The 23,545-nt window shown below is 44.1% G+C and carries 13 protein-coding genes and 3 pseudogenes; all 16 read right to left on the bottom strand.

Going from position 1 to position 23,545, the window contains the following annotated elements; translation table 11 throughout:
* Positions 1 to 1,215: an FtsX-like permease family protein gene (locus tag ACYQ2D_RS16960; protein WP_055056591.1), complete on the bottom strand. Its 1,215-nt coding sequence runs from the start codon at positions 1,213 to 1,215 to the stop codon at positions 1 to 3.
* Entirely contained in the window at positions 1,212 to 1,772 is a 561-nt protein-coding gene (locus ACYQ2D_RS16955) for a hypothetical protein (RefSeq protein WP_055056590.1), read from the bottom strand. The genes ACYQ2D_RS16960 and ACYQ2D_RS16955 overlap by 4 nt, the downstream gene beginning before the upstream one ends.
* A gap of 114 nt (positions 1,773 to 1,886) precedes the next feature.
* On the bottom strand, positions 1,887 to 3,308 hold the full coding sequence (locus tag ACYQ2D_RS16950; protein ID WP_118012914.1) for a HAMP domain-containing sensor histidine kinase: 1,422 nt from the start codon (positions 3,306 to 3,308) through the stop codon (positions 1,887 to 1,889).
* Positions 3,292 to 3,969, bottom strand: coding sequence for a response regulator transcription factor (locus tag ACYQ2D_RS16945; RefSeq protein WP_055056588.1), 678 nt, complete (start codon positions 3,967 to 3,969; stop codon positions 3,292 to 3,294). The genes ACYQ2D_RS16950 and ACYQ2D_RS16945 overlap by 17 nt, the downstream gene beginning before the upstream one ends.
* A gap of 327 nt (positions 3,970 to 4,296) precedes the next feature.
* A complete protein-coding gene (locus ACYQ2D_RS16940; protein WP_459786312.1) occupies positions 4,297 to 10,707 on the bottom strand; it encodes a DEAD/DEAH box helicase family protein in 6,411 nt (2,136 codons plus the stop codon).
* An 18-nt stretch (positions 10,708 to 10,725) separates the two neighbouring features.
* Positions 10,726 to 12,822 carry a DNA topoisomerase 3 gene (locus ACYQ2D_RS16935; RefSeq protein WP_459786310.1) on the bottom strand — a complete coding sequence of 699 codons (2,097 nt, stop codon included), beginning with the start codon at positions 12,820 to 12,822 and terminating at the stop codon, positions 10,726 to 10,728.
* A 90-nt stretch (positions 12,823 to 12,912) separates the two neighbouring features.
* Positions 12,913 to 13,620, bottom strand: a complete 708-nt coding sequence (locus tag ACYQ2D_RS16930; RefSeq protein ID WP_118408428.1) for a CD1107 family mobile element protein — start codon at positions 13,618 to 13,620, stop codon at positions 12,913 to 12,915.
* Positions 13,610 to 13,948 carry a DUF4315 family protein gene (locus tag ACYQ2D_RS16925; RefSeq protein WP_117944175.1) on the bottom strand — a complete coding sequence of 113 codons (339 nt, stop codon included), beginning with the start codon at positions 13,946 to 13,948 and terminating at the stop codon, positions 13,610 to 13,612. Before ACYQ2D_RS16925 ends, ACYQ2D_RS16930 begins: the two co-directional genes overlap by 11 nt.
* Positions 13,949 to 13,965: 17 nt before the next feature.
* Positions 13,966 to 16,437, bottom strand: a complete 2,472-nt coding sequence (locus ACYQ2D_RS16920; protein WP_459786309.1) for a C40 family peptidase — start codon at positions 16,435 to 16,437, stop codon at positions 13,966 to 13,968.
* 32 nt (positions 16,438 to 16,469) lie between these two features.
* Positions 16,470 to 16,781 (bottom strand): hypothetical protein, encoded by a 312-nt coding sequence (locus ACYQ2D_RS16915; RefSeq protein WP_459786307.1) that lies wholly within the window; start codon positions 16,779 to 16,781, stop codon positions 16,470 to 16,472.
* A 94-nt stretch (positions 16,782 to 16,875) separates the two neighbouring features.
* A pseudogene (locus tag ACYQ2D_RS16910) lies at positions 16,876 to 17,172 on the bottom strand (VirB4-like conjugal transfer ATPase, CD1110 family); the annotation flags it as partial.
* A 117-nt stretch (positions 17,173 to 17,289) separates the two neighbouring features.
* The gene (locus ACYQ2D_RS16905; protein WP_009296951.1) at positions 17,290 to 19,080 is read right to left on the bottom strand and encodes a reverse transcriptase domain-containing protein; all 1,791 of its coding nucleotides are present in this window, start codon (positions 19,078 to 19,080) and stop codon (positions 17,290 to 17,292) included.
* Positions 19,081 to 19,644: 564 nt separating this feature from the next.
* Positions 19,645 to 22,164: pseudogene (locus ACYQ2D_RS16900) on the bottom strand (VirB4-like conjugal transfer ATPase, CD1110 family); the annotation flags it as partial.
* Positions 22,145 to 22,516 (bottom strand): PrgI family protein, encoded by a 372-nt coding sequence (locus tag ACYQ2D_RS16895; protein WP_459786306.1) that lies wholly within the window; start codon positions 22,514 to 22,516, stop codon positions 22,145 to 22,147. The pseudogene ACYQ2D_RS16900 and the gene ACYQ2D_RS16895, both read right to left, overlap by 20 nt.
* 17 nt (positions 22,517 to 22,533) lie before the next feature.
* A complete protein-coding gene (locus ACYQ2D_RS16890; RefSeq protein WP_004612759.1) occupies positions 22,534 to 23,403 on the bottom strand; it encodes a VirB6/TrbL-like conjugal transfer protein, CD1112 family in 870 nt (289 codons plus the stop codon).
* Between the two features lie 23 nt (positions 23,404 to 23,426).
* A pseudogene (locus ACYQ2D_RS16885) lies at positions 23,427 to 23,510 on the bottom strand (Maff2 family mobile element protein); the annotation flags it as partial.
* Between the last annotated feature and the right edge of the window lie 35 nt (positions 23,511 to 23,545).

Genomic DNA, 23,545 nt, shown 5'->3' with positions numbered 1-23,545 from the left:
TTATCCCTCCATTTCTGCTAAAATTTTTTTTGGCTTTGTACATAATATTGGAAAAAGTGAAATAGAAATAGAAAGCAATAAAATTATTGTTCCTGATAATATGAGATAACATATATCTTTATTTTGTGCATATATTTGCATAGATGTAAAAGCCCCAATACTTTTCCAATCTAAAAACTTTTCCAATACTATCAGCATCTTATCTCCAGTATAAAGAGCTATTATTGTAGAAAATCCAAATACTGAAAAGCATTCCAAAATAATCTGCATAAACAAATCTACTTTTGTTTTTCCAAGACTCACATAAATTGCTATTTCTTTCTTTCTGGCTCTCATCCACATAGACAAAAGCAATGTTATTACAAGTACAGACGATACAACCGATAATCCCAACATCATTTTTACAACCCTAACAACTTGTAAGAGCGGAATTTCCATTTTCTGAAACAGGTTATCTGCTTTCATCACTCTATAGTTTTTCAAAATGCGTGTTACTTCTAGCTGTGTTCTGCTCAACTGCTCTGGATTATCTACATATACGATTAAGTTTTCATATCCGCACGTTTCTTGTAAATGACATACGAACTCGGGTTTTCCATAAATTGTATTTTCAATTCTGTTTACTGCTAATGGTTCCTTCCCTTGCTTTTCTTCTATACCCGAAATATAGATTCCTGATATGCTTGCCTGTGATTGTTCACCTGAATGAGATTTGAAACAAACAGTTTCCCCTATTTCCCATTGATTTACTTCTGCAAGAAACTGATTTACTACTATTTCACCTTCTTTGCGAGGATATTTTCCTTTCGTCAGATGAATTTGCCCGTCAGCAAATGGGCCATCATCTTCAAGGCTATCGTAGGCCATTATGCGCAATTTTTGGTTGTCTGCATCAACACTCTCACTTTTCGTTATAATTTTAAAATCCATTGGATATAACTGCACTTCTGCTACTCGATTTACCGCCTTCACATTTTCCAGTTTCTCAAGTTTTTTGTATTCATCATCCGTAAACAATTCCTCCGCTTTTTCCCGTTCGATCAACAATTTCGCTTTTGATTTCCCTAATAGTTCAATTCTTGCTACTTCGGATGCCCGTAATATAGTGACAGTAGATAAAATCATTGTTTCGGTAATAAGCAATACCCAAAACAAGATAATCGCTTTTCCTTTTTTCCTGAAAAGGTAGCGGAATGCTCTTTCTGCAAAATTCATTCCCATTCTCCTTCCTTTTCAAATCGGTCAATAATTACCCTTTTAGCCAAAAACGTACCATCCTCCTGGTAATCCCCATACAGATAGAGCATTGACTGCTTTTTCACTTCTTCTTTCCGGCAATCCTCAAGCGTAATACCCGTCATCGTTGAATGAGAAATCTGAAAATAGGTATTTTCTCCATATACTATTTTCACCTGATTCATTTCTTCAACAACCGCTCCCGGAGCAGGAACCATTTCTGCATCATCCGTCTGCGTCCCTATGCTGATATTACATCCTGTGTCTGAAAATTCCAAAACAGCTCCACGCAAATCTGCATTTGCCAACACTTCTGAATCGTCCGCTGAGTTCTCTTTGTCATCAGCATTACTACTTGACTCGTTCTCGTAACCGCCTTCTTTTTTCTCTTGATCATTCAGTATATCAGATACATTCTCGGTAGTTGTCTGATTATCCCCTGTTACTTTTGAATCAAAATTTTTATTGCTGCACCCAACAACTGATACGGTTCCTATACAACCCAAACATAATACTATACATATTTTTTTCTTCATTTATAAAAAATCCTCCATTACATATTTTTTCTTTATATTATAAAAATTGAATGTATGATTTTCCCGTTTTTTTTATGTATTTTATATGTATAAAAAGGCTGTTGTGATTTTCCGTCACAACAGCCTTCTGGTTGGTTCATAACATCTTATTTCCACTTTTATGCCTTTTTCTGTATTTTCAATACAATAAGGAAACTGATGCTGTTCTAAAATCATTTTTGTAATATATAATCCCAAGCCGCTTCCACCAGTTCTTTTATTTCTGGATTTATCAATACGATAAAATGCATCACATAATTTTGGAATTTCTTTCTCATCAATAGATTCCGTTTCATTTTCAATCCAAAAAATTATTTCTTCACCTCTTTTATACACTCCAACCCATATATTTCCATCCTCATTCGTATATTTAATTGCATTTCCTACCACATTACTTATGACCTTCGTGAAAAGAGCTTCATCTGCCCGTATCCAAGTTGATTCTTCTATTCGTATATGAAACTGTAATCCCCTATCAATAGCCATATCTTCCTGTTCCTTAATCACATTCTCAACAAGTTGGTGAAGTGGTATATCTATCAATTTCAACTCAAATCCCGATGTTCTAATTTTTGAAACATACAGAATTTCCTGCACCATATTCTCCATGGAATTAGCTACTTCAAAAGAACGTTTTAAATATCTATCTCGGTCTTTATATCCCCCTACTTCTAATAACATTCCCTGAATTTGTCCTTTTAGAATTGTAATCGGAGTTTTTAATTCATGCGAAACAGCTGAAAAAAAAGCCATTTGTTGTTGTTCCAGTTGCTGCTCAAGTTTGATGCTTTTCTCTAAATCAGTATTTTTTTCTTTCAATTCATCCAAAGCACTCTCTAATTTTTCCGAAAGTTCGTTCAGATTTTCTCCCAAAATTCCAATCTCGTCCCTCCGGTCTTCTGTATATCGAACTCGAAAATCAAGATTTGCCATTTTTTTTGAAACTTCACTCACCTTTAAAATTGAACGCGTAATATATTTTGTGTATAAAGCAGCAATAGCTAATGCTGCCAAAAAAGTAATAGCCCCCAACATAGGTAAAATTCTTTTTAATGATTCCAGTTCAATATTTACTTTCTCCTTGTTTCCAAACACTTGAATCCAATATGTTTTTCCATTCGTTAACTTACAGGAATAAGATTCCGTTATCCCACTGCCTAACAGAATATCTTCTACATCTGTTCCAGGAGCCAGTGAATATTCCATATCTCCATATATACCAAGTACCTTTTCGTCACTATCTTTTAAGACAATAGAAATCCCATGCTCCAATGCAAACATTTTTAATATTCCATCTATTTCCTGCACTGAAGTATTCGATAATTGAAGTACCATTTTTTCCGTCTGATTACTCAAACTTCTATCCAACTCTAAAAAATAGCTCCGTGACATCCCCAATGCAACCATTCCATAAATCGCACTACCAACAGTAATCAATAAGCATACTGTAATTATAAATATTTTTGTAGACAAATGTTCTCTAATTAGCTTTATCAATTCGATACCCCACCCCTCTTACCGTTTTTATATAATCCCCTGCTTTTCCCAATTTTCTCCGCAAATTTTTGATATGATTGTCAACTGCACGTTCTTCACCTTCAAATTCATATTTCCATAGACGATTTAAAAAGCTCTCTCTTGTTATCACGCATCCCTGATTTTCAATCAATTCTTTCAAAATTTCATATTCTTTCTGTGTCAAATCAATTAACTTTTTCCCTATTTTCACTTGATAATTTCCTACAATCAATATTATCTCTCTGTATTTTAACTCGTGATCTTTTGTTATATCTACTCCTTCATATCTACGCAGAACAGCTTCTATTTTTTTTATCATAATTGGAAGAGAAATCGGCTTGGGGATATAGTCATCTATTTGCATTTCAAATCCCTTTATCTGGTCTTCTTCTCTTCCCAATGCACTTATCATAATGATTGGTACTTCCGATTCTTTTCGTATTAGTTCACAAACTGCATACCCATCCATTTTAGGAAGTAAAATATCGAGCAGTATCAAGTCAATTTGTTCTTTCAGAAAAACCGCAATACCATCTATTCCATCAGATGCCGTAATCACTTCATACCCTTGATCCTCTAAAAAAAACTGTATCAGCTCTTGAATATCCAAATCATCTTCTATAATTAAAATTTTTTTCATTCTTAGCTACCTCTTATTTTCCGTTTTTTTTATTTTATCAGTTTTTCTTGTAGTTTTTGTGTATTTCGTTTTTTTAGTATCAACTTTTTTCAAATTACTATCTTAAACAAACACTTACTTTTACATTATCATTTTAAATGTTGAAAGAGGTAGCAGAAAATGCTTTTCGCACCTTCTGTCGCTTTTCACTTATGCTTCATTTATTGCCTTTTTTCTTTGCTAATCCATATCTATTTCTGGCTTCCTTGCTTCCTGTCTGTTCCAACATTTCCTTTTTCTTTGTTTTTTAGCGTATTTCTGTATGGAATTAAAATTGCTTCCATATGCCTATAATACTTGAGCGAACTCGATTGCGGTCACTGTCTCCCCGAACGTTGCCGCCCAGGAATCAAAATGTCCCATGCCCATACGCATGAGTGTGTCATACTGGAGATAACGCATGATGGTGTAAAGCTCCGTCATACTGTTTGATACGGGAGTACCTGTCGCAAAGGTGATTCCCCTGCCGCCGGTCAGTTCATCCATATATCTGCACTTCATAAACATATCCGAACTTTTCTGTGCATCGGTCTGGGAGATTCCTGCCACATTCCGCATCTTTGTATATAGAAAAAGGTTCTTAAATGAATGGCTTTCATCCACAAACAGCCTGTCTACTCCAAGCTGTTCAAATGTCACGACATCATCCTTTCTGGTCTGGTCATTGAGTTTTTTCATCTTTGCCTGTAAGCTCTTTTTTGTTTTTTCCAGCTGTTTGACAGTATAATTCTGCCCTGCCTGTCTCCCTGCTTCCTCGATAGAGAACGTAATATCTGCAATCTGCTGTTCCAGCATGGCAATCTGCCGTTCTTTGGAAAGAGGGATTTTCTCAAACTGTGTGTGCCCGATAATCACGGCATCGTAATCCCCTGTCGCAATACGGGAACAGAATCGTTTTCGATTTGCCGGTTCAAAGTCCTTCTTTGTAGCAACCAGGATATTTGCTCCCGGATAAAGTCGTAAGAAGTCACTTCCCCACTGTTCCGTTAAATGGTTCGGCACAACATAAAGGTTCTTTTGTGACAGTCCCAGACGCTTCGCTTCCATACCGGCTGCGATCATCTGGAACGTCTTTCCGGCTCCTACACAGTGGGCCAGCAAAGTGTTATTTCCATACAGCACATGAGCCACTGCATTTTTCTGGTGCGGCATCAGGGTGATCTCCGGATTCATACCGACAAACTGGATATGGCTTCCATCGTATTCTCTTGGACGGATACTGTTAAATCGTTCATTATAGATCTGGCATAAATCTTCCCTGCGGTGCATGTCTTTGAATATCCAAGACTTAAATTCCTCCCTGATCAATTCCTGTTTCTGCTGTGCAAGCATCGTTTCTTTTCGGTTCAATTCCCGGTGTTCTCCGTCTGCATCCTGCACGGTATCATAAATCTTGGTATCCCTAAGATTTAAGGCATCCTCTAAAAGACGGTACGCATTTGCTCTCTGCGTTCCATAAGTAGAAGTAACAAGAGCATTTCCATAGCTGTCCACGCTTTTTCCTGTGACATTCCACTGCCCGGTCACTTCGGCATACTGGACTTTGATCCGGTCCCCGACATAATATCTCGGTGTATGGAATGTCTCTGCCATGAACTGTGTGATATAGTCCTCAGAAATCCAGGTTGCTCCAAGCCTTGCTTCAATCTCTGACGCATCCAGGTCTTTTGGCTGTACCTGCTCTAAATACTGCACATTTGCAATGTATTCCGGATGTTTCTCGGCAAACTGTTTTGCGATCCGCAGCTTTTCCCTTACATTTCCGGAAAGGTACTCATCCGATGGCTCCCATTTTTCACCGATTGGATTCTTAAAGATAACTCCTGCAAGTTCCTCGGTCAGTTCTCCTTCCGTTTTTCCGGAAAGCTGTGACATATATGCAAGGTCAACCCCTGCCCTCTCCCCGATGGATACGGCAAGTGCTTCACTGGCTGTATCGACGGAAGTCACGGTTTCTGCCCGGCGTATCGTTCTCTTCGTAAAAATATCTGCCTTCCGTTTCAATTCTCCCTTATCATCCAGAAATTCCAGGGATGTTAAAAGACAATAGCTACTGTCCTGGCTGAATGCCCTTTTATTGGCATTGCTGCTGAGCAGACCATACTTTGCTGTGAACGTATCGTATTCTTCATTGAGTTTCCCCTGAAGCTGTGTGATCTGCTCATCGCTTCCCTCAGTCATCTGACACTGGATCAGTGCATTCGTCGCATCACGGATCTTTACCATGCCTTTTACACGCTCAGTTGTTGCCGCTGGAAGTTCTATCCGGTTCATCACAGAGTTTTCCCGGTAATACACTTCCTCGTTGACCACCGTAAAGCTGAAATTCTTTACTTCCGGATCTGCCGGAATGGACACCACATCTTCTTCCAGTTCGGTATCGGAAAGTTCCAGTTCTGTAATGGTGCCGTGGATATGCTTTACTGCTTCCTTTAACTGCTCCTCTAAGGTGACTCCCTCTTTTGGTCTTACGGTTACTTCCTGTTTTCCATACTGGGTACTCTCCGTTGTAAACTCCCCAAGCACCATTTCCGGATGATTTGCAAAATACGCATTAACCGAATATCCTTCGGCAGTTTCCTTCAGATGTATCCAGTCCGGTTCCTCGATAGAAGCCCTGTCTCTTTTCTGGAAAAATAAAATATCGGAGACAACACCTGTATTGGCATTTCTCTGGAACGCATTATTTGGAAGACGGATTGCCCCTAATAACTCTGCCCGGTTTGCAAGGTACTGTCGGACTGCTGGATTTTGTTTATCCATCGTCCCACTGGAAGTCACCACGGCTACTACGCCGCCGGGACGAACCAGGTCAAGGGATTTTGCGATAAAGTAATCATGGATCAGAAAATGGTGGCGGTCATATCTGCGGTCACTGACCTGATACGCCCCAAATGGCACATTCCCGATCACGCAGTCAAAAAAGCTGTCCGGGTAATCTGTTTCCTCAAATCCCTGTATGGCAATCTTATTTTTCTGGTATAGCTGCCTTGCAATCCTGCCGGAAACCGGGTCAAGCTCCACACCATACATCTTTGCCTTGTTCATACTCTCCGGGATCAAACCCATAAAGTTGCCGACACCACATGATGGCTCCAGAATATTTCCCTGCTTCAGTCCCATGTTCTCCAATGCTTCATACATACTCTGGATCACCGTTGGCGAGGTATAAAAGGCATTTAAGGTCGATGCCCTTGCCGCACTGTATTCTTCCGGTGACAAGCTGTTCTTTAATTCCAGATATTCCTCTGCCCAGCTGCTGTTGTTTTCCTCAAACGCCTGCGGGATACCACCCCATCCGACATAGTGGGATAAGATTTCCTGTTCCTGTGGCGTTGCCAGTCGTTCTTCCTGCTCCAGAGTCTGCAATAAATGGATAGCTTCCATATTTGCCTGGTACTTTGCTTTCGGTCCACCCGCACCAAGGTCATGATCCTGGATGCGGAAGTTATGCGGTTCAACAACTGTTTTTTCCTGTTCCTGCTTTACATACGGCTGAAACTCTCCCTCATAGCCAAACAGTTCATTTTCTCCCGGAATATAGTTGCGTCCGGTTTCCAGGCACCGGAATATATCTGCGGTCGGTGCATTACAGACTGCATAAAACTCCTCGTAAGAATACTTCGGAAAATCTTCGGTATGATAGGTAGATAAATGCAGTTCTGTATTGGAACGGGTCTGAGCTACCAGTTCTTTTCCTTCCAGTCCTTCCGGTAACACTCCAACGGCTTCAAAATGATAGCCCTGATACTCGAAAACACCTTCGTCCCAGGAATCTGCAAGCTGTTCTGCAGTCTTTCTATCTGTGTCGCTTTCTGACTGCTCCACTTCAATTTCTTCTGATACCTCTACAATGTCCTCTTCTTCTGGAAGTTCTTCCGATTCTTCGGGTTCTTCAACTACATCCGACATATCTATCTCTGCCGGTTCAGACAACGCCCTTGTATCCAGATAATCAAACATCGACATCTGATGCCCGGACAGTCCTGCTTCTGTAAAGGATGCTTCTACTTCCGGAGTTGGGAAAATCGTATACGTCCCTTCTGCATACTGATGAAGTTCTGAAAGAATCCCTGCTTTCTGTTGATAATCTGTCCCATAGGCTTCAAAATCTAATGGCAGAGCTGCCAATGCCGCATCCATCTTTTCAAGCAGTTCCTCTGTGCTTTCCAGATTATTCAGCATCTCCATAATCTCCTTTCTGGGTACTTCCCAGAAGAAGTCATTTGTAAAAGGACGGTCAATCTCTTCCGGCAGACGGTTATAAAAACTGAGTACCTTCGTTGCCATCTGTTCCCGTTCATACTCTGGCATATGGACATAATCTTCTGCCTGTAAAAACTGGTCATTCTTTATCAGGTATTCCACCCGTCTTGCCACCTTATTCCACGGTAAGATAATGGAAGTATGCGGATTTCCAAAATTTCCTCTGGCAAGAACCAAGCCTTTCCCGTCATAGTCTGCATGGGAATCATCCGCCCCGGAAAGTGCGTGGCTGCATCCGCCGATGCCATACTGCTCTTTTATAAAGTCAGCTCTTGCTTTTTCATCCGTATGTAACAGATAAAAGGAATACGTCCTGAGCCTGCCTTCGGAGTATGCACCGCCTCTGGCAAGAAATGCGTCAATCTCATCCTGTGTGATAAACATCTGCTGTTCTTTCCATGCAAATCCATCTCTTGCCTGGTATGGGATCACCTCATCTGCAAACTTCTGGAACTGTCTGGAGATATTGACCGGATTATAATGATGGAAACGCATAAGAGAATTGTCCATCTCGTAGGCTTCTGCCAGTGCTTCCAGTCTTTCATTCAAATCCGAAAGCCACTCTGGATCTTGCAGTTTTTCAGTAAGATAATCCGTGATTTCCGGATAAATACTGCGAAGATGCGGCAGATCTTCTTCATCAAAGACAATCTCCGCCACACCTTCTGCCATATCCCCTTTCATATAAGCAAGTGCCTGTGCGTGTTCCTTCAGTGCATTGTCCCTTGCCGCATCCAATACCGACTGCGGGGCATATTCTCCCTGATTTAAAAGCTGATGGATACGTCTGCTGACATCTTTCCAGGATAAAAAGGCTTTATCCAGAATCTGGTCTGCCACCGTATGCCCGACTGCGATCTGCATCCCAGTTTCATCAAACCAGACGGAATATTCCCTTCCATCCATCTGAAAACCTTTGCCGCCTTTTCCATACTCACGCTTTACAAACTCCGTGTATTCTCCCGGTGACTGTTCACTCATAAAGTTATAGATGATACGCAGCTGGCTTCCTGTCCGGTTTCCTCCCGTCCGTAAAATATCATCCACCACACTTTCCGGGATGGGGATCTCCCCGGCATATAAAGCAGCTACCCTTTCTCCAATCTGCCTTTTCTGTTCATTTGCTGTGGGATATTCGGGCAAAGATAAAGCAGAGGCGATTTCTTCCTCTGCTTTACTCAGTCCATCTTCTCTTGTATCTTCAACTAGCTGTATACCAATTCCGTTAAGATGCTCTCTTCTGCTGTTGCCATCAGTGCGTTCATATGTGCTGTCCAGGCCATCGGATCTGCTTCCTTGTCCGGTGCCGGATGGTTCTTCAGCAGTTTCTCCATCTGGCTGTCCATCCTCTCCTGTGCCGCCTTCTCGATCTCTGCCAGATGGCTGTTCAGCTTTCCTGTCAGGAACAGGCTCTGATACAGGCTGTTCTTGTGTTCCTTCAGGAAGGTTCTCCGAAGCATCCCATATTTCCCTATCGTCACTTCTTCCTCCTCTACGGTCAGGTTCGGAAACAGGTAATCCCCCTTGCGATGATATGTCAGTTCCATAGTCGGTTCCTCCTTCATTCTCGATATTTTCTTCTTTGTTGTTTTCTACGTCCTGATTTTTATTTTCACGCATTAACGTGCTAAAGTTATTATAATTCCTTTCACTGGAAATTTCAACCTCTTTTCTGGCTTCTTCCAGAGAAATTTTATGTACTGTCCTTCCAATGTCAATCAGAACACTCTCACTGATCTGGCTTGCTGCATTTCCAAGAAAGGTCAGTACAGACAGCCGGTTATAATCGGTGATGTGCATAAAATCCTCTTCTTCCAGAAGCTCCATCGGTTCCAGACCACACCGTCTGCAAAGCATGTAATATACGCTGTCCGTTGCAAGCTGGCGGAAATCACTGCGGATCGTAACTTCATCCAGATCTTCCAGATACGTTCCTTCCGCTGCATACTCCAAACCGTCCAGATATTCTTCCAGACTGTCTGCGACCATTTCCCTTGCAACCGCCATCAACGCATCCGATAAAGTCCCGGTATCTTTTTCTTCCAGACCATACGCTTCTGCTAAATGGGTAAGGATCTCTTCCTGCTGATGTTCCTGCATCTGCCACAGATAGGGGCTTCTTCCGCCTGCCACCATGTGCGTATCTGAAATATCAAACACATACCGGAGTCTGGTATTATGACCATTCTCATTAAGCAGGGCAATTCCCCTTGCTCCCCGGTTTACCCAGCGGAACATCTTTTCATTCCACAGTTCCAGGGACGCACAGGCGGTTGCCTGTGGATGCTGTGCATGGATCAGTAACTGGTCTGTAAAAGGATACCGGTACAGTCTCGCTGCGGTATCCATATAACCCATCCAGTCCCTTGGCGAACTGCTCACCGATGTCGCATGTTCCTGTGCCAGTTCCCGGATGTCCTGTAATTTCGACATACTGCCTACCTCCTTGCCTTATTTCTTTTTCTTCTTTGGAAATTCCAGATGGAACCTCGGCTTTCCGTCCTCCAGTGTCAGTAAAAGGTCTGCGTCAAACTTTATATCTTTTTTTCTGGAATACAGCCCTCTTACATGCGTGCAGGCTTTATCAAGAAGCTCCACTGCCATCTTTTTATCCAAAGTTTTCTCCATGCTTCCTAAGAAACGGTTTTCTTTCCAGAGGGCAAAATCACACTGCCGCTTGGAACAGTAAAAATTCTGTTTTCCTTCGTAGACATCCGAACCGCAGACCGGACACTTCCCGATCACTTCCCTTGCTTTCTGGAATCTTCTCCTTTCTGTTTCCGGTATCTCCCTGCACACAGAAAGAATCTTGCCGACTAAAGAAGTGATCTCACCCATAAACTGTGTATCGGTGATCTGCCCTTTTTCCATCATTAAAAGCTGGTTTTCCCACTCGGCAGTCATTGCGGCAGATTTCAGATAAGCCGGCATGACATTCACCAGTTCCCTGCCCTCTGTGCTTGGCACAATCTGCTTTCCTTTTCTTACCGCATAGCCGGAAGAAACCAGTTTTTCAATGATGCCTGCCCTGGTTGCCGGAGTCCCCAGTCCTTTCTTCTCTGTCTCCGAATCAAAGTCTTTATTTCCTGCGGTTTCCATGGCGGCAAGCAGGGTATCTTCATTGAATGGTTTTGGCGGGGAAGTAAAATGCACTGTCTTTTCTGCCTTTACCGGAGAAAGCGTCATTCCTTCTTCATATCCATATGGGATGGAAGTTTCTTTTTCCGTTTCTTCTTCCGGCTTGGCTTTCACGCACTGGTTCTTAAAGGCATTCCCCGCCGCTTTAAATCCCATCTGCACCGGCACTTTTCCTCTGGCGGTAAAATCATGTCCCTGACATTTGACCATAATATCCGTCTGCTCATACTGATACTCTTCCCCTGTTGCCTGCACCAGCTGCTGGCAGACCAGCATCATCAGGTTCTTTTTGTCCGCTGTCAGATCAGAGATTCCTTTTTCTACGGCTTCTTTTGTTGGAAGAATCGCATGATGGTCGGATACTTTTGCATTGTTAATCACTCTGGTGATGTTATGTCCCAGCTGTCCATAATCCAAGAACGGAAGTAAGACTGGCATTTTCCCTACCAGTTCCTCTACGGTATCCCTCATATCCTCCGTCACGAACTGGCTGTCCGTTCTTGGATAAGTGACCAGCTTTTCTTCATATAATTCCTGCAGCATATCCAGTGTTTTCTTTGCCGTATAGCCAAAGTAACGGTTTGCTTCCCTTTGCAGACTGGTCAGATCATAAAGTTTGGGAGGAAACGCTTTCTTTTGTTCCCTCTTTATCTGTGTAATCACTGCTTCCGAATCCATACATAAGGAAGCAAGGAGATCGGCTGCTTCCTCATTTGCAATATTTTCAGAAACTACCGTAAGCCTTCCGTCTGTCAGTGCTACTTTATAAAAGGCTTCTTTCTGAAAATGCTCAATCTTATCCTGACGTTCCGCAAGCATGGCAAGCGTTGGCGTCTGCACCCTGCCCACAACCAGACGTTTAAAATAACAGGTCGTATATGCCCTAGTTCCGTTCATTCCGATCAGCCAGTCTGCCTGTGCCCTGCATACCGCAGCCATGCAGATATTCCGGTATTCCTCTGCTCCTTTCATTGTCTGAAAACCTGTCCGGATTGCCGTATCTTCCATGGAACTAATCCATAAACGCTTCACCGGTTTCCTGCATCCGGCAAGGTCATACACTCTCTGGAAGATCAGTTCCCCTTCCCTTCCTGCATCACAGCCATTTACCAGATAGTCCACATCTGCCCGGTTCATCAGGCTTTTTAACACATCAAACTGTTTCTTTTTATCTCTGGAAACTTTCAACTTCCAGACCTGCGGGAGAATCGGAAGGTCATCAAACTGCCATTTCTCATATTTCGGGTCATATTCCTCCGGCTGTGCATACTCTGCCAGATGCCCAAGGCACCAGCTAACAATACAGCTCTCCCCTTCTAAATATCCGTCCTCTTTTTTATAAGCTGACAGATTTTTGGCATAACTCTGTGCCACACTTGGTTTCTCTGCGATCACTAAAAATTTTGACATACGCTTTTTTTGTCCTTTCTGAAAAAAGGGCAGCCAAACTGCTCTGGCTGCCCCTGTCCTTATTTTGGTTGCTTCTTTGGAGATGGAAGTTTATTCTTCTTCCTCATCCTCTTCTTCATTTACATACGGTCCGTCAGAGAACTCCAGCTGTTCGCTTACATAGTCATCCTCTTTGCCACGTCCATGCTTTTTATAAACGGCGATACCTGCCACTCCAAGAATCGCTGCAAGTACGATTGCTCCAAGTCCTTTTACATTCATTCCTGTCTTTTCTTCTGTCTTTTCTTCTGTCTTTTCTTCTTTCTTCACTTCGGTTTCCTCCTCTGCTACCGGGGTAGTTTCCGGTGTGGTTTCCGGGATCACTACGGTTGATTCTTCGGTTTCTTTGCTCTTTTCTGTCTCATCCAGAAATTCTGCCAGGTCATTCTCATCGACCAGGGACATCATATATACATTTTCTGTATTGCTGGAACGGTCAATGACCATGTAAAATGTATTTCCCTTCTTGGTCTGGATGGTAAGGAACTGTTTCGTATCATCATTTTCCTTATCATCCACCAGCTGGGCATTTCCCGGAGTAGAAAAAGCAGAATTATCCCCTTCCCCGGTGACCCTTCCGGTATCCTCTTTCTTCTCCGTATCTTCTGTTGATTCTGTTGCCGTTTCTTCTACTACCTGTGTCGTTGTCTCCTCTGCCGGTGGGTTTGCATTTGCATAAACCGTAGCAATGGATGTCCCGGAGATCATGGTGACTGCCATGGCAATCATAAGCAGTTTCTTTACCACTTTATTCCTCATCGTCTAAAACCTCTCTTTCTGTCATCTGACCAACAGGTGGTCTGTGAACTTCTGTGTTGTTTTCCTTTTTCTGCGGAGCTTTTGCATCCTCCACCGTGATACCACCGTCCTCATCCATCTGGATCGTAACGGTTCCTTTCTGAATCCCGTCAAGCAGGACAAGCAGGCTGCGGCTGTCCAGCTTCATGGAACGGAACGACTTAACGATCTCTATATCTTCCATCTGCTGTCTCAATGTATTCTGCCGCTTCAGGTGTTCCTGTAATTCAGCAATCTTATCCTCCGTTTTCTGAATATCATTCAGAAGTTTTTTTAATTTCATGTTCATCTGCCCTGTCACCTCCTTTAATGCAGACGACCAAACGCCATAAAATGTTCCTGCCAGTAAGCACTTGCAATGCTGGTATACTGGACAGGCTTGCCACAGTGGATCATCATGTTATTGCCGACATAGATTCCCACATGGCTTGCTCCCGGTGTGTCATAGGTTCCCTGGAAGAAGATCAGATCTCCCGGTTTTGCCTCCGATGGAGATACCTGCGAACAGTGTGACCGCAGCTCATCTGCAGTACATCTTCCGACATTCCATCCATTTCCACAGTTATTGATAACCCAGCTCACAAAACCGGAACAGTCAAAACCACTTGGGGAATAACCGCCCCATACATATGGAACACCCAGATATTTTTCTGCTTCCTGTATCATTTTTGCAAACTGTGGATCAGATAAAGCATCTGCCGGTATGTCATAACCAAATCCACTGCTTCCGGTGGGTATGCTGTTTAGATCAAACAGATAATCACGGTTGCCGTAATATTTGTTATACGCATCGTAGCGTTCCTGTTCTTCCTCTGTCATACGGCTCCTTAACACGGCATCCAGGCTGTGGTTTGTCATCGTCACATCCAGACGGTTCACCTCTTTTGTAGTCGTGACCTGCACTTCCTGGTTTCCATTGCTGTCTGCTATGTAGGCTTCCCATGTCTGGTGTCCATGTGCGGATGCCGCCGCATGATTGTCATAGTAAACATCGAACTGTACCCCATATCTTGCGAACGCTCCGGTATCTTCTACTACATATTCCACACCGTTCATGACGACATGGGTCCCGATCGGCACAAATGGATTCGCCGCATCCACGGCAATCGTATGGTTTGCTGTCGGCATTGCCCCACTGGCTGTCGGTCCGCCACTCCACTGGCCACAGCAGATCGGGCAGTTACAGTACCCACTTGTCACAACCAGTCCCAAGGACTCCCCTACCCGGACAGTCTTGGTTTCTGTAACTGTTTCTCTGGTAGAGTCTGTGGTGATTCCATACTGCTGTCGGAAGATCTCCTTAATCTCATCTGCCACTTCATCGTAAGTGAAGCCGCCGTATTTTACCGTAAGATAAGAGATCAACTGATATGGGTTATGACCGATCTCATCAATCTGGTACCGGTATTCGTCATAATCCGGATGGGTGGATTCCATCTGATTAATCTGTGTATTCAGTGCTTCTTCCAAGGCACAGTACGCATTTTCAGCGGCATAAATATCTTCATCCGTACTGGAATAGCTGGTAGAGATGATTGCTGAAGAAGCTCCCTGCAAAGATGCCGTACAGCTGGTAAAACTGGCTGCGATCAGCACAAAGATCAGAGCAAAGACAGCTACCGTGGCAAAAATCCCCCGGTTCTGTGCCGCCACCATCTTGACGGCATCTTTCGCTTTTTCCGTAAACTTCTGTGCGGAAGTGATCGCTGCATCCTTTACTTTTTTACTCTGTCTGGCTGCCTGATACTGCTTCTGGTAACGCTTCTTCTGAAAGAGTTTCTGCAGGGCAGATTTCTTTTTCTTCTCTGCTTCTCTTTTCACTGCGTCCTTCGCTTCATTTCCATAGGCAGTCTCAAATATCAGCCTGCTCCTTTCTGCTTCATCCAGGACGCTTTCTTTTAATCTCCGGGATTCTTCCCTCCGCCCTTTCAGCCGTTCCCTCATGTAGATGGATTTCCTTGCAAGGCTTTCCCCGGCAAGCTCTGCCCGGTGTGCCCCTTCCACTGCCGCATTTTCATCCTCTTCTTCATGCGTTTTCCAGTGTGCTGCCGTGACTGCCGCATCTTTGACTGCCGATGCCGGATTCCGGATACCGATCCCGGCACCATGCACCATACCGTCACCCTCATCACCAAAAGACAGACGGGAGACTTTTTTCCGCTGTTCCTTCAGCACCCGTTCCCTTTTGGACTTGCCTTTGATCTCCTCCTGGAACTCGTCCAGAGAATCTTCCATCACTTCGGAAGTTTCCCTATAACGGACAGATTCTCTTTTTGCTGCTTTTTCTTCTCTGGAAGTCTCCTTCTCCTTCCTTCTTTCCTTTGCAGCATAATCCATGACCATCTTTTTCTTCCGAAGATCCCGGCTGTCTGCAACTGTCTCCAGATATGCCCGTTCCTCTCTTGGCTGTCCACGGATACTCTCTGTGCGAAAGGCAGATTTGGGATTTTCTCCATTTTCAACGGAAACATCTCCCTCTGTTTCCACCTCTTCATCCATATCTGGTTTTATATCCTGGTCGGATACATGTTCCCTGCTATATCTGGGTTTTCTGGAACTCTGCTCTGGCTGTTCCATCTCCCGTTCTTCTTTCCGCCGTTCCTGTCTGCGTTTACTGAAATCCAGTTCCTCTTTCTTCTCACTGCGGGAAATCTCGGTATCCGTATCCCGTCCGGTGATCCTTTTTTCTTCCTTGTTCCGGAGGTTTTCTTCCCGCAGTCCATCCCGGCTCATCTTCTGGACGGTTTTATCTCTCGCCTTATACTCATGCTCCTGCAACTTTGACCATCCCCTTTACTGCTTTGTCCCGGTTATTCTGTCTTATCCTGATAGTCCTCCCATTTCTCCAACACTTCATCTGCCATCCCTGCAATGGAATCCGTCAGCTTGTCTGTCATTCGCTCACTTAAAGTTCCCCTTACAGCCAGACAAGATGTAATTCCCATGAAATCAATCAGTTCCGCCAGATAGATAAGGTCATCCATCATTTCATCAGCCGTTACTTTTTCCTTTGTGTCCTTTTCCATTTTCAAAATCTCCTTTTCATTGTCTGCACAGATTCTTTCTGCAAATATGCAGCAAGGCTTGCCGCTGCATCTCTCCATGTTTCTGTAATCTTCCATCTTGTAATCCTCCATGATTTCCGGGCAGAAAAATTGCCGGAAGTATTCCCCCGGCTCATCCTCTACTCTGTTTTATTTTGTTTCTGTTATTTCTTTAATCGTCCCGTTCTCCGATACCAAGTTTCTTACGCTTTTCCACCTCATCCGGCTTAGAAGTCATCAGGGCATACAGCATCAGGGAATTATCAAACTTATCCTTGAATGGGATAATGGTACTGCCATAAAAGACCAGTCCCTCACCTTCCCCGCTGTTTGTTACATAAGAAAGCTGGTGTGGGGAAATGTTGAGCTGTTTTGCAAGGATCTGTCTGTCACCGGATGCCTGGTTGAGCATCAGGATAAAGTCAGAGTTTTCAAAGATGTTCTCAATCTCCCGGCTGGCTAACAGGTCGTAGGGTAGGGTAAAGGCGCCTTGCCGCCGCTGGCGGCAGGTTTCCTACACCCTCCCTCGGAACCGGACTTACTCCTCTCGAAGTATCCGGCTCCCCATTAGTAATTGACGTATTGATTAGTGTCTGTGTATTCTTTCATGGCACTTGCTGCAAACAACAAGCGTTTTTCTCCGCTTCTTTTTCATCACGGTTTCCCAATCAGAATTACCCAACTCGTTTAAGTTCCGTATGACGTGAACTTCATACAAATCGGCTTCTTTACACCCACATAATTCACAAACTCTGGCATTGAGCCGTTGTCTGATAGTGGTTTTCCAGCTAAATTTCTTTCTCTGATAAATAATGTCACTCGCTTCGCCACGCTTGCAGTCTGCGATTTTAACAGGGCGAACACGTTTAGTCCCTGCTTTAGTTTCATAAGGGACAGACCATGTTTTCCCGTCTTTATACTGGCGAATGATTTTGCGGATACTGGTTTTATGCTTATTGGCAATCGTCTTTAAGCAACTGTACTCCATGAGATAGCAGAAGTAGTCCAGCGTGTGATAATCACAAGCCAGATTGTAATAGTTGCATAATCCTTTTGCTTCGGCATTGTACTGTTCCACAATCTCGTAATCCGCAAGGTTGAGAAGTCCGGCTCTGTGTATCGGCTGAAACTCCCCGTTTTCCTGCTGGCGAATGACTTTCTTTGCAAACATGAATTTTTCAATCTTTTCCGTATGGGGAATAGACAAGGCGACTTTCATGTGCAGGGTACGGGATTTTCTCCACGTTCCGTTTTTCATTCTGTGACCTTTGACTTCCTGATTTCTGCGGACACAAATATCATAGCCAATGAAGCGGACTTTTTCGGAGCTGTGCGTTATCAGCGTCTTTTCCTCGCTTAGAGTTAATTTCAGCTCTGTGCTTAGAAATTCAGCGATTTCGGCTTTCAATTCCTCACATTCCGTTTTTGTGCCGCACACGCCTGCCAGCCAATCGTCCGCATAACGGACAAAAGTAAACTTCTTGTTGTCGGCAGGTTTGCAGGGCAGATTTCTCATAGCTTTCTTCTGCGCCCTATGTTGGTCAATCAGTTCTTGTCTTGCCGCTTCATCAGCGGTATGGTCAATCCAATAGGACAGTCTTTTTAATTCTTTGCTTGCCGCATGATATTCCGGTGTCTGATATGCAGACCTCGGTTTATCAAAGCGTTCTGCGATTTCCCGAAACTTCTTGTCCAGCTCATTCAGATAGATATTTGCAAGTATTGGAGAGCAGATACCACCCTGCGGAGAACCGCTGTAAGTGGCGTTGTACTTCCAATTCTCGATATACCCAGCTTTCAAAAACTGGCGAATGATGTTCAGAAAACGACTGTCTTTGATTTTCCTGCTCAAAATTTCAATCAGTTTTTCGTGATTGATGTTATCAAAACAACCTTGAATATCGCCCTCGATAAACCAAACCACGCCCGTGAAGTCAGAAGAAATCTGACGGAGTGCGGTATGACAGCTTTTGCCCGGTCTGAAACCGTGGGAATGACTGTCAAAGACAGGTTCATAGATAGCTTCCAAAATCATTCTGACAACTTCTTGCAGGAGTTTGTCACGGAAAGACGGGATACCCAGAGGGCGGAGTTTTCCATTTTTCTTTGGAATATACTCACGCCTTACAGGATTAGCCTTGTAGGTTCCATCCTTTAATGACTGGATTAACTCTTTTACATAGAAGTCACTGAAACCGTCTGCGGTATCGTCGTCGATACCCTGTGTTGTTGCGCCTTTGTTTGCATAAAGTTTCTGGTAGGCGGCGTAGTAAATATCTTCACGAAGCAAATATCTGTAAAGCCTTGTGAACACGCCGTCTTTGTGTTCGCTGGAACACTTTTCAATACGCTCTAAAATTTCAGATGTTGGTTTCATTGAGGTTTCTCCTCCCTTTCATTCCTACATTTTAGATGTTACTAACTGGCTCCCTTCGCCATGTAAGCGGCTTTCCCGCATCCGAATTTACGGCATTCCCTGTCAATTCAGGGTTCTCAAACTACTATGGAGCCTCCGTTACCATATCCGGCAAATGAGCCGAACTTAGGCAATCCCCAGTTAGCACTGTGCATAGGTTAATGAAGATTGTCGGATATGCTTTCGGTTCTTTGTGACGTGTTCTCACGCCTGTTTCATAACGTGTTGGCAGTTGTCCCGCCGTGAAAGATGACGTGACAGCGTTATGACATGGGTTTCAGGACTTTTCCCACACCTGCAAAAAACAGGAACTGGAACCTTGCATTCGATAAACCCAATCTTATCCTCATATCTTCTTAACATTAGGAAACAGTCGCACCTAAGTCCTTTGGTGACTATTCCTTTTTCTGCCATGCGCTGTTCCCGTAAAGGATTTCTCCTTAGTCGGTAAGGCAGATTGTTTCGCACACTGCCGTGTGCGGCAGTACCTTAAACTGCTTTGCACAGCGCCCTATCTGGGCGCACTTTTACGTTCTGTGTGATACCCGTAGGGATACCACCCCATTTACGGAATCGCTTCCAGATCTCCACGCTGTATGCTGCTGTCTGCTCCTCTTTTAAGAGCAGATGGAACTCATCAATGTAATATCTGGTACTCTTATTCGCAGAACGGTTGATCGTTACCCTGTTCCACACTTGGTCCTGTACGATCAGCATCCCCAGTTTTTTCAGCTGTTTTCCCAGATCCTTAATGTCAAAGCATACGATACGATTACTCAGTTCCACGTTGGTTCTATGGTTAAACACTTTTAAGGAACCATTGACGTAAATCTCAAGTGCCGTTGCCAGACGCTGTGCTTCCTGCTCTTTCTGATTACGGAGAAGATTATACAAATCCTCTAAGATCGGCATTTTTTCCGGTACCGGGTCAGAAAGGAAATCCTGATAGACCAGCCTTACGCATCGGTCAATGACGGTCTTTTCAACCGGCTCCAGCCCGTTCTTTCCGCCAACTACCAGCTCACAAAGAGACAGGATGAAGTCCGATTTTAAGGAAAGCGGGTCATCATCGTCAGCGTAATCCAGGTTAATATCCATCGGATTGATATAATCGTGGCTGGTCGGGAAAATACGGATCACCTGTCCATGAAATGCCCGGACTAACGGATAATACTCCCCTTCCGGATCACAGACGATAATGTCATCTTTCGTCACGATAAATGCGTTTGCAATCTCTCGTTTTGCCGCAAACGACTTACCGGAACCCGGTGTACCAAGAATCAGTCCGTTCGGGTTCTTCAGCTTCTTCCTGTCTGCCATGATAAGGTTATTGGACAGGGCATTTAATCCATAATAAATGGACTCCCCAGCCATAAATAATTCCTGTGTGGTGAACGGGACAAAGATTGCCGTGGATGTCGTTGTCAGTGCCCGCTTGATCGGTACAAAATTCATCGCAAGCGGCAGACAGCTCATCAGTCCCGGCTCCTGCTGGTAATCCAGCCGTTTCAATGCACAGTTATATTTCTGTGCGATACCGGCAGTCTGGAACACCACATTTTCCAGTTCCTGTTTGGTCGGTGCAGTATTTAAGAACAACGCTGTCACAAGGAACATTCGCTCATTTCTGGACTGCAGATCTTCCAGAAGCCTTTTTGCCTCCCCACCGTATGTATTTAAGTCCGAAGGGATAATGTCCATGTCATAACCTGCCCGGACCGCTTTTTTCTGTTCTTCGATCTTCATACGGTTAATATCCGTCACCTTGCTTTTTACCAGTTTGATCGCCTTCATCTGGTCGATGGACTGGATATGAAAATTCACCATCAGGTTGCTGTCCATCTCCAAAAACTCTGCCAGCATCTTGTCGGTAAGTTCCGGTGCAAGAATCTGTAAATAGGAAACAGCTCCCATCGTGCCACCCATCTCAAAATCTTTTCCATTCTTAAATACAAAACTGGTCGGTGCGACATAATCCTTGGTGCTAAGCCCTGTCCGAAGTACATCGTCATAAGAGAAATGGAACGGAACTTTGCTGTCCTGGTTAAAGGTTTCATACATGATCTGTAACCGTTCCTCCCCATTCAGCGGATAGGCAGATACCCCAAGGATCTTAAAGTTATTCAGAATATCTGACTCGATACGTTCCAGTTTTGGTCGTGCTTCCCGTATATTCTCCGCTTCAATCCCGAACGTGATATATTTGGTACGCATCAGCCCGTTATTTCCTTTTGCCAGCTGGTTATTGAGCATCTGGGCAAACTCCATACGCAGGTCATCAAATTCATCCTCCTGCGGATTAATATGGATGACCTTCTCATACTCCGCCATGTTGCTGTGCTGGTTGATAAAGGACAACTGAAAATGAATCGTGCTGTCAAAGTAATTCAGGAAATCACACCAGTTTTCAAAGATGGCGTTCTTATCTTCATTCTGTGCCAGCTGATAGTTGATGTCATAAAAACGGATCGTCTTGGAATAAAACTTGTCCTGCACCCGGCAGATACCGTCCCTTCCCATCTCATGGTATGGAATCGACTGCTGTGCAGTGATCCTCTTATCTCTGGCACTATCCGGTGTTTTCTTTCCTGTCCCACTGCTTTTCGTTCCGGAAACCGCTTTTCCTGCCGGACGCTGCCCCGGCGGTGCTGCGGCAGGTCTGTTCTTTTTCTTCTTCGCATTTTTCTTTGCGTCACGCACTGCCTGCTTTTCTGCTTTGGCTGCCAGTTTTGCTTCCTTTTTCGCATTTTTCTTATCCGCTTTTTCATGTTCCTTATGCAGTTTTTCTTCATATTTCTGTGCCCTTTTGAGGGCCTTCTTTTCCCTGCGTGTCAGTTTCCGGTTCGGTCTGCGGACACCTCTTTGGCGTTCCAGTGCTTCATACCCTGTCACCATCGGCTCATCGTGCAGCCTGCCACTTACTGGTTTTCTTTTCATTGCGGGGTCTGGAAGTTCTTCTTCTCCATCCTCCTCATCCAGCCAGTAATCATCCGGATACAATTCGTCCATGCTCTGCGGCTGTCTATCATTTTTTCTTTTTAACACCCTTCGTTCCCCCTTTCTTCTTTCTGACCACGGTATACTTTTTCTCATACATATTTTCCATCTGGTACTTGCGTACCGGAGGACGGATAAATTTTACGGTGATCATATTTTTTAAGACCTTTTCTAACGGGAGTCCATCCTTCTCATACATGGCAAACAAAAATGCCGGAAGCATCAGAAGGCACATCCCGGTCGCTGCGTTACTGGAACCAATGATTCCCCTGCTTAAGAAATAAAACGGAAGCCCTACTGCCGCCGCAATCCCAAAACAGATCAGCTGCCGTTTCGTCAGGTTGAAAATGATCTTATTCTTGACCTTGGTTAAGTCTTTAGGCACAGATACAAATGCCATTGCCAGTTCCTCCTTTCTTAATGGGCGTTAAAGATACTGCGGGCAAAGTTTCCTGTTTTCATCAGACTGAAACACAGGATCACCGTGTATGCCATCACGCCGAACAATGCAGAATGTATGTTATCTGACATCTGGATGTTTGCGACCAGAACCGCATAGATTCCCACGCAGACCATCATAAAAAATCCCTGGAATGCCAGTGCAAACAATCCACGAAGATAGTTGTTCCCGATCTGCCCCCATTCCCGGTTGGACATGGTTGCAAACGGGATCGCTCCAACGGACGAATAGAGATAAATCTCAATCATACGCCCATACAAAATCACTGTAATAAAGACTGAGATAATCTTCATACACAGGCTTACAAGCATCGTTTCCAGTGCCAGTATGACAAGTTCACCAATCTCCATAGATTCCATCGCCGTCTCCATCGTGGAGATCATCGTATCTATATTAATCGCTGTATCAGAACTGATAACCCCAGCTGCCCGGCTGACTACGGACTGCCCGACATCAAATACCGCCATCGTGATCGTAAAGGTATGGCTGACGATCCAGACTGCCACCCACATCTTGAAAAAGTATTTAAAGAACATCCAGGTGTCGATGTCATGCATGTTGTTCTTTTCCGTCAACATGGAGATCAGCTCATAACAAAGTACAAATGTGATAATCATACCGGCAATCGGTACAATGACCGACTCGGAAAGATTCTGTATCATGCTGTAAATGCTGCCATTCCAGCCCTGCGGTGTCTGCCCAACCTGAGCAGCAATCTGACCGGTCTTTTCATTGACATCGGTATACATTGTTGTCAGGTTGGAACTTACCATGCCTGTCAGAAGATTCCTCATCCATTCTTCAATCGCTTCAAATATCCGATCCATGAGTCATCTCCCTCCTGCTTCTCTCAGCTGAACAATCCGGACAGTAACGGTACCAGCTGGGTGCCGATCAGAACAACACCGCCTCCTGCCATCAGCTGTTTTATCCCCAATTAGGTGTAAAACTCTGCTCGATGGCGGGCGG

Source organism: Blautia stercoris (assembly GCF_054657695.1).
This window is presented reverse-complemented; position numbering and strand designations above follow the sequence as displayed.

Excerpts from the sequence above, each read along its gene's own strand:
- ACYQ2D_RS16960 (WP_055056591.1), bottom strand. The coding sequence starts at position 1,215 with ATGAATTTTGCAGAAAGAGCATTCCGCTACCTTTTCAGGAAAAAAGGA.
- ACYQ2D_RS16955 (WP_055056590.1), bottom strand. The coding sequence starts at position 1,772 with ATGAAGAAAAAAATATGTATAGTATTATGTTTGGGTTGTATAGGAACC.
- ACYQ2D_RS16945 (WP_055056588.1), bottom strand. The coding sequence starts at position 3,969 with ATGAAAAAAATTTTAATTATAGAAGATGATTTGGATATTCAAGAGCTG.
- ACYQ2D_RS16940 (WP_459786312.1), bottom strand. The coding sequence starts at position 10,707 with ATGTCGAAATTACAGGACATCCGGGAACTGGCACAGGAACATGCGACA.
- ACYQ2D_RS16935 (WP_459786310.1), bottom strand. The coding sequence starts at position 12,822 with ATGTCAAAATTTTTAGTGATCGCAGAGAAACCAAGTGTGGCACAGAGT.
- ACYQ2D_RS16930 (WP_118408428.1), bottom strand. The coding sequence starts at position 13,620 with ATGAGGAATAAAGTGGTAAAGAAACTGCTTATGATTGCCATGGCAGTC.
- ACYQ2D_RS16925 (WP_117944175.1), bottom strand. The coding sequence starts at position 13,948 with ATGAACATGAAATTAAAAAAACTTCTGAATGATATTCAGAAAACGGAG.
- ACYQ2D_RS16915 (WP_459786307.1), bottom strand. The coding sequence starts at position 16,781 with ATGGAAGATTACAGAAACATGGAGAGATGCAGCGGCAAGCCTTGCTGC.
- ACYQ2D_RS16905 (WP_009296951.1), bottom strand. The coding sequence starts at position 19,080 with ATGAAACCAACATCTGAAATTTTAGAGCGTATTGAAAAGTGTTCCAGC.
- ACYQ2D_RS16895 (WP_459786306.1), bottom strand. The coding sequence starts at position 22,516 with ATGGCATTTGTATCTGTGCCTAAAGACTTAACCAAGGTCAAGAATAAG.
- ACYQ2D_RS16890 (WP_004612759.1), bottom strand. The coding sequence starts at position 23,403 with ATGGATCGGATATTTGAAGCGATTGAAGAATGGATGAGGAATCTTCTG.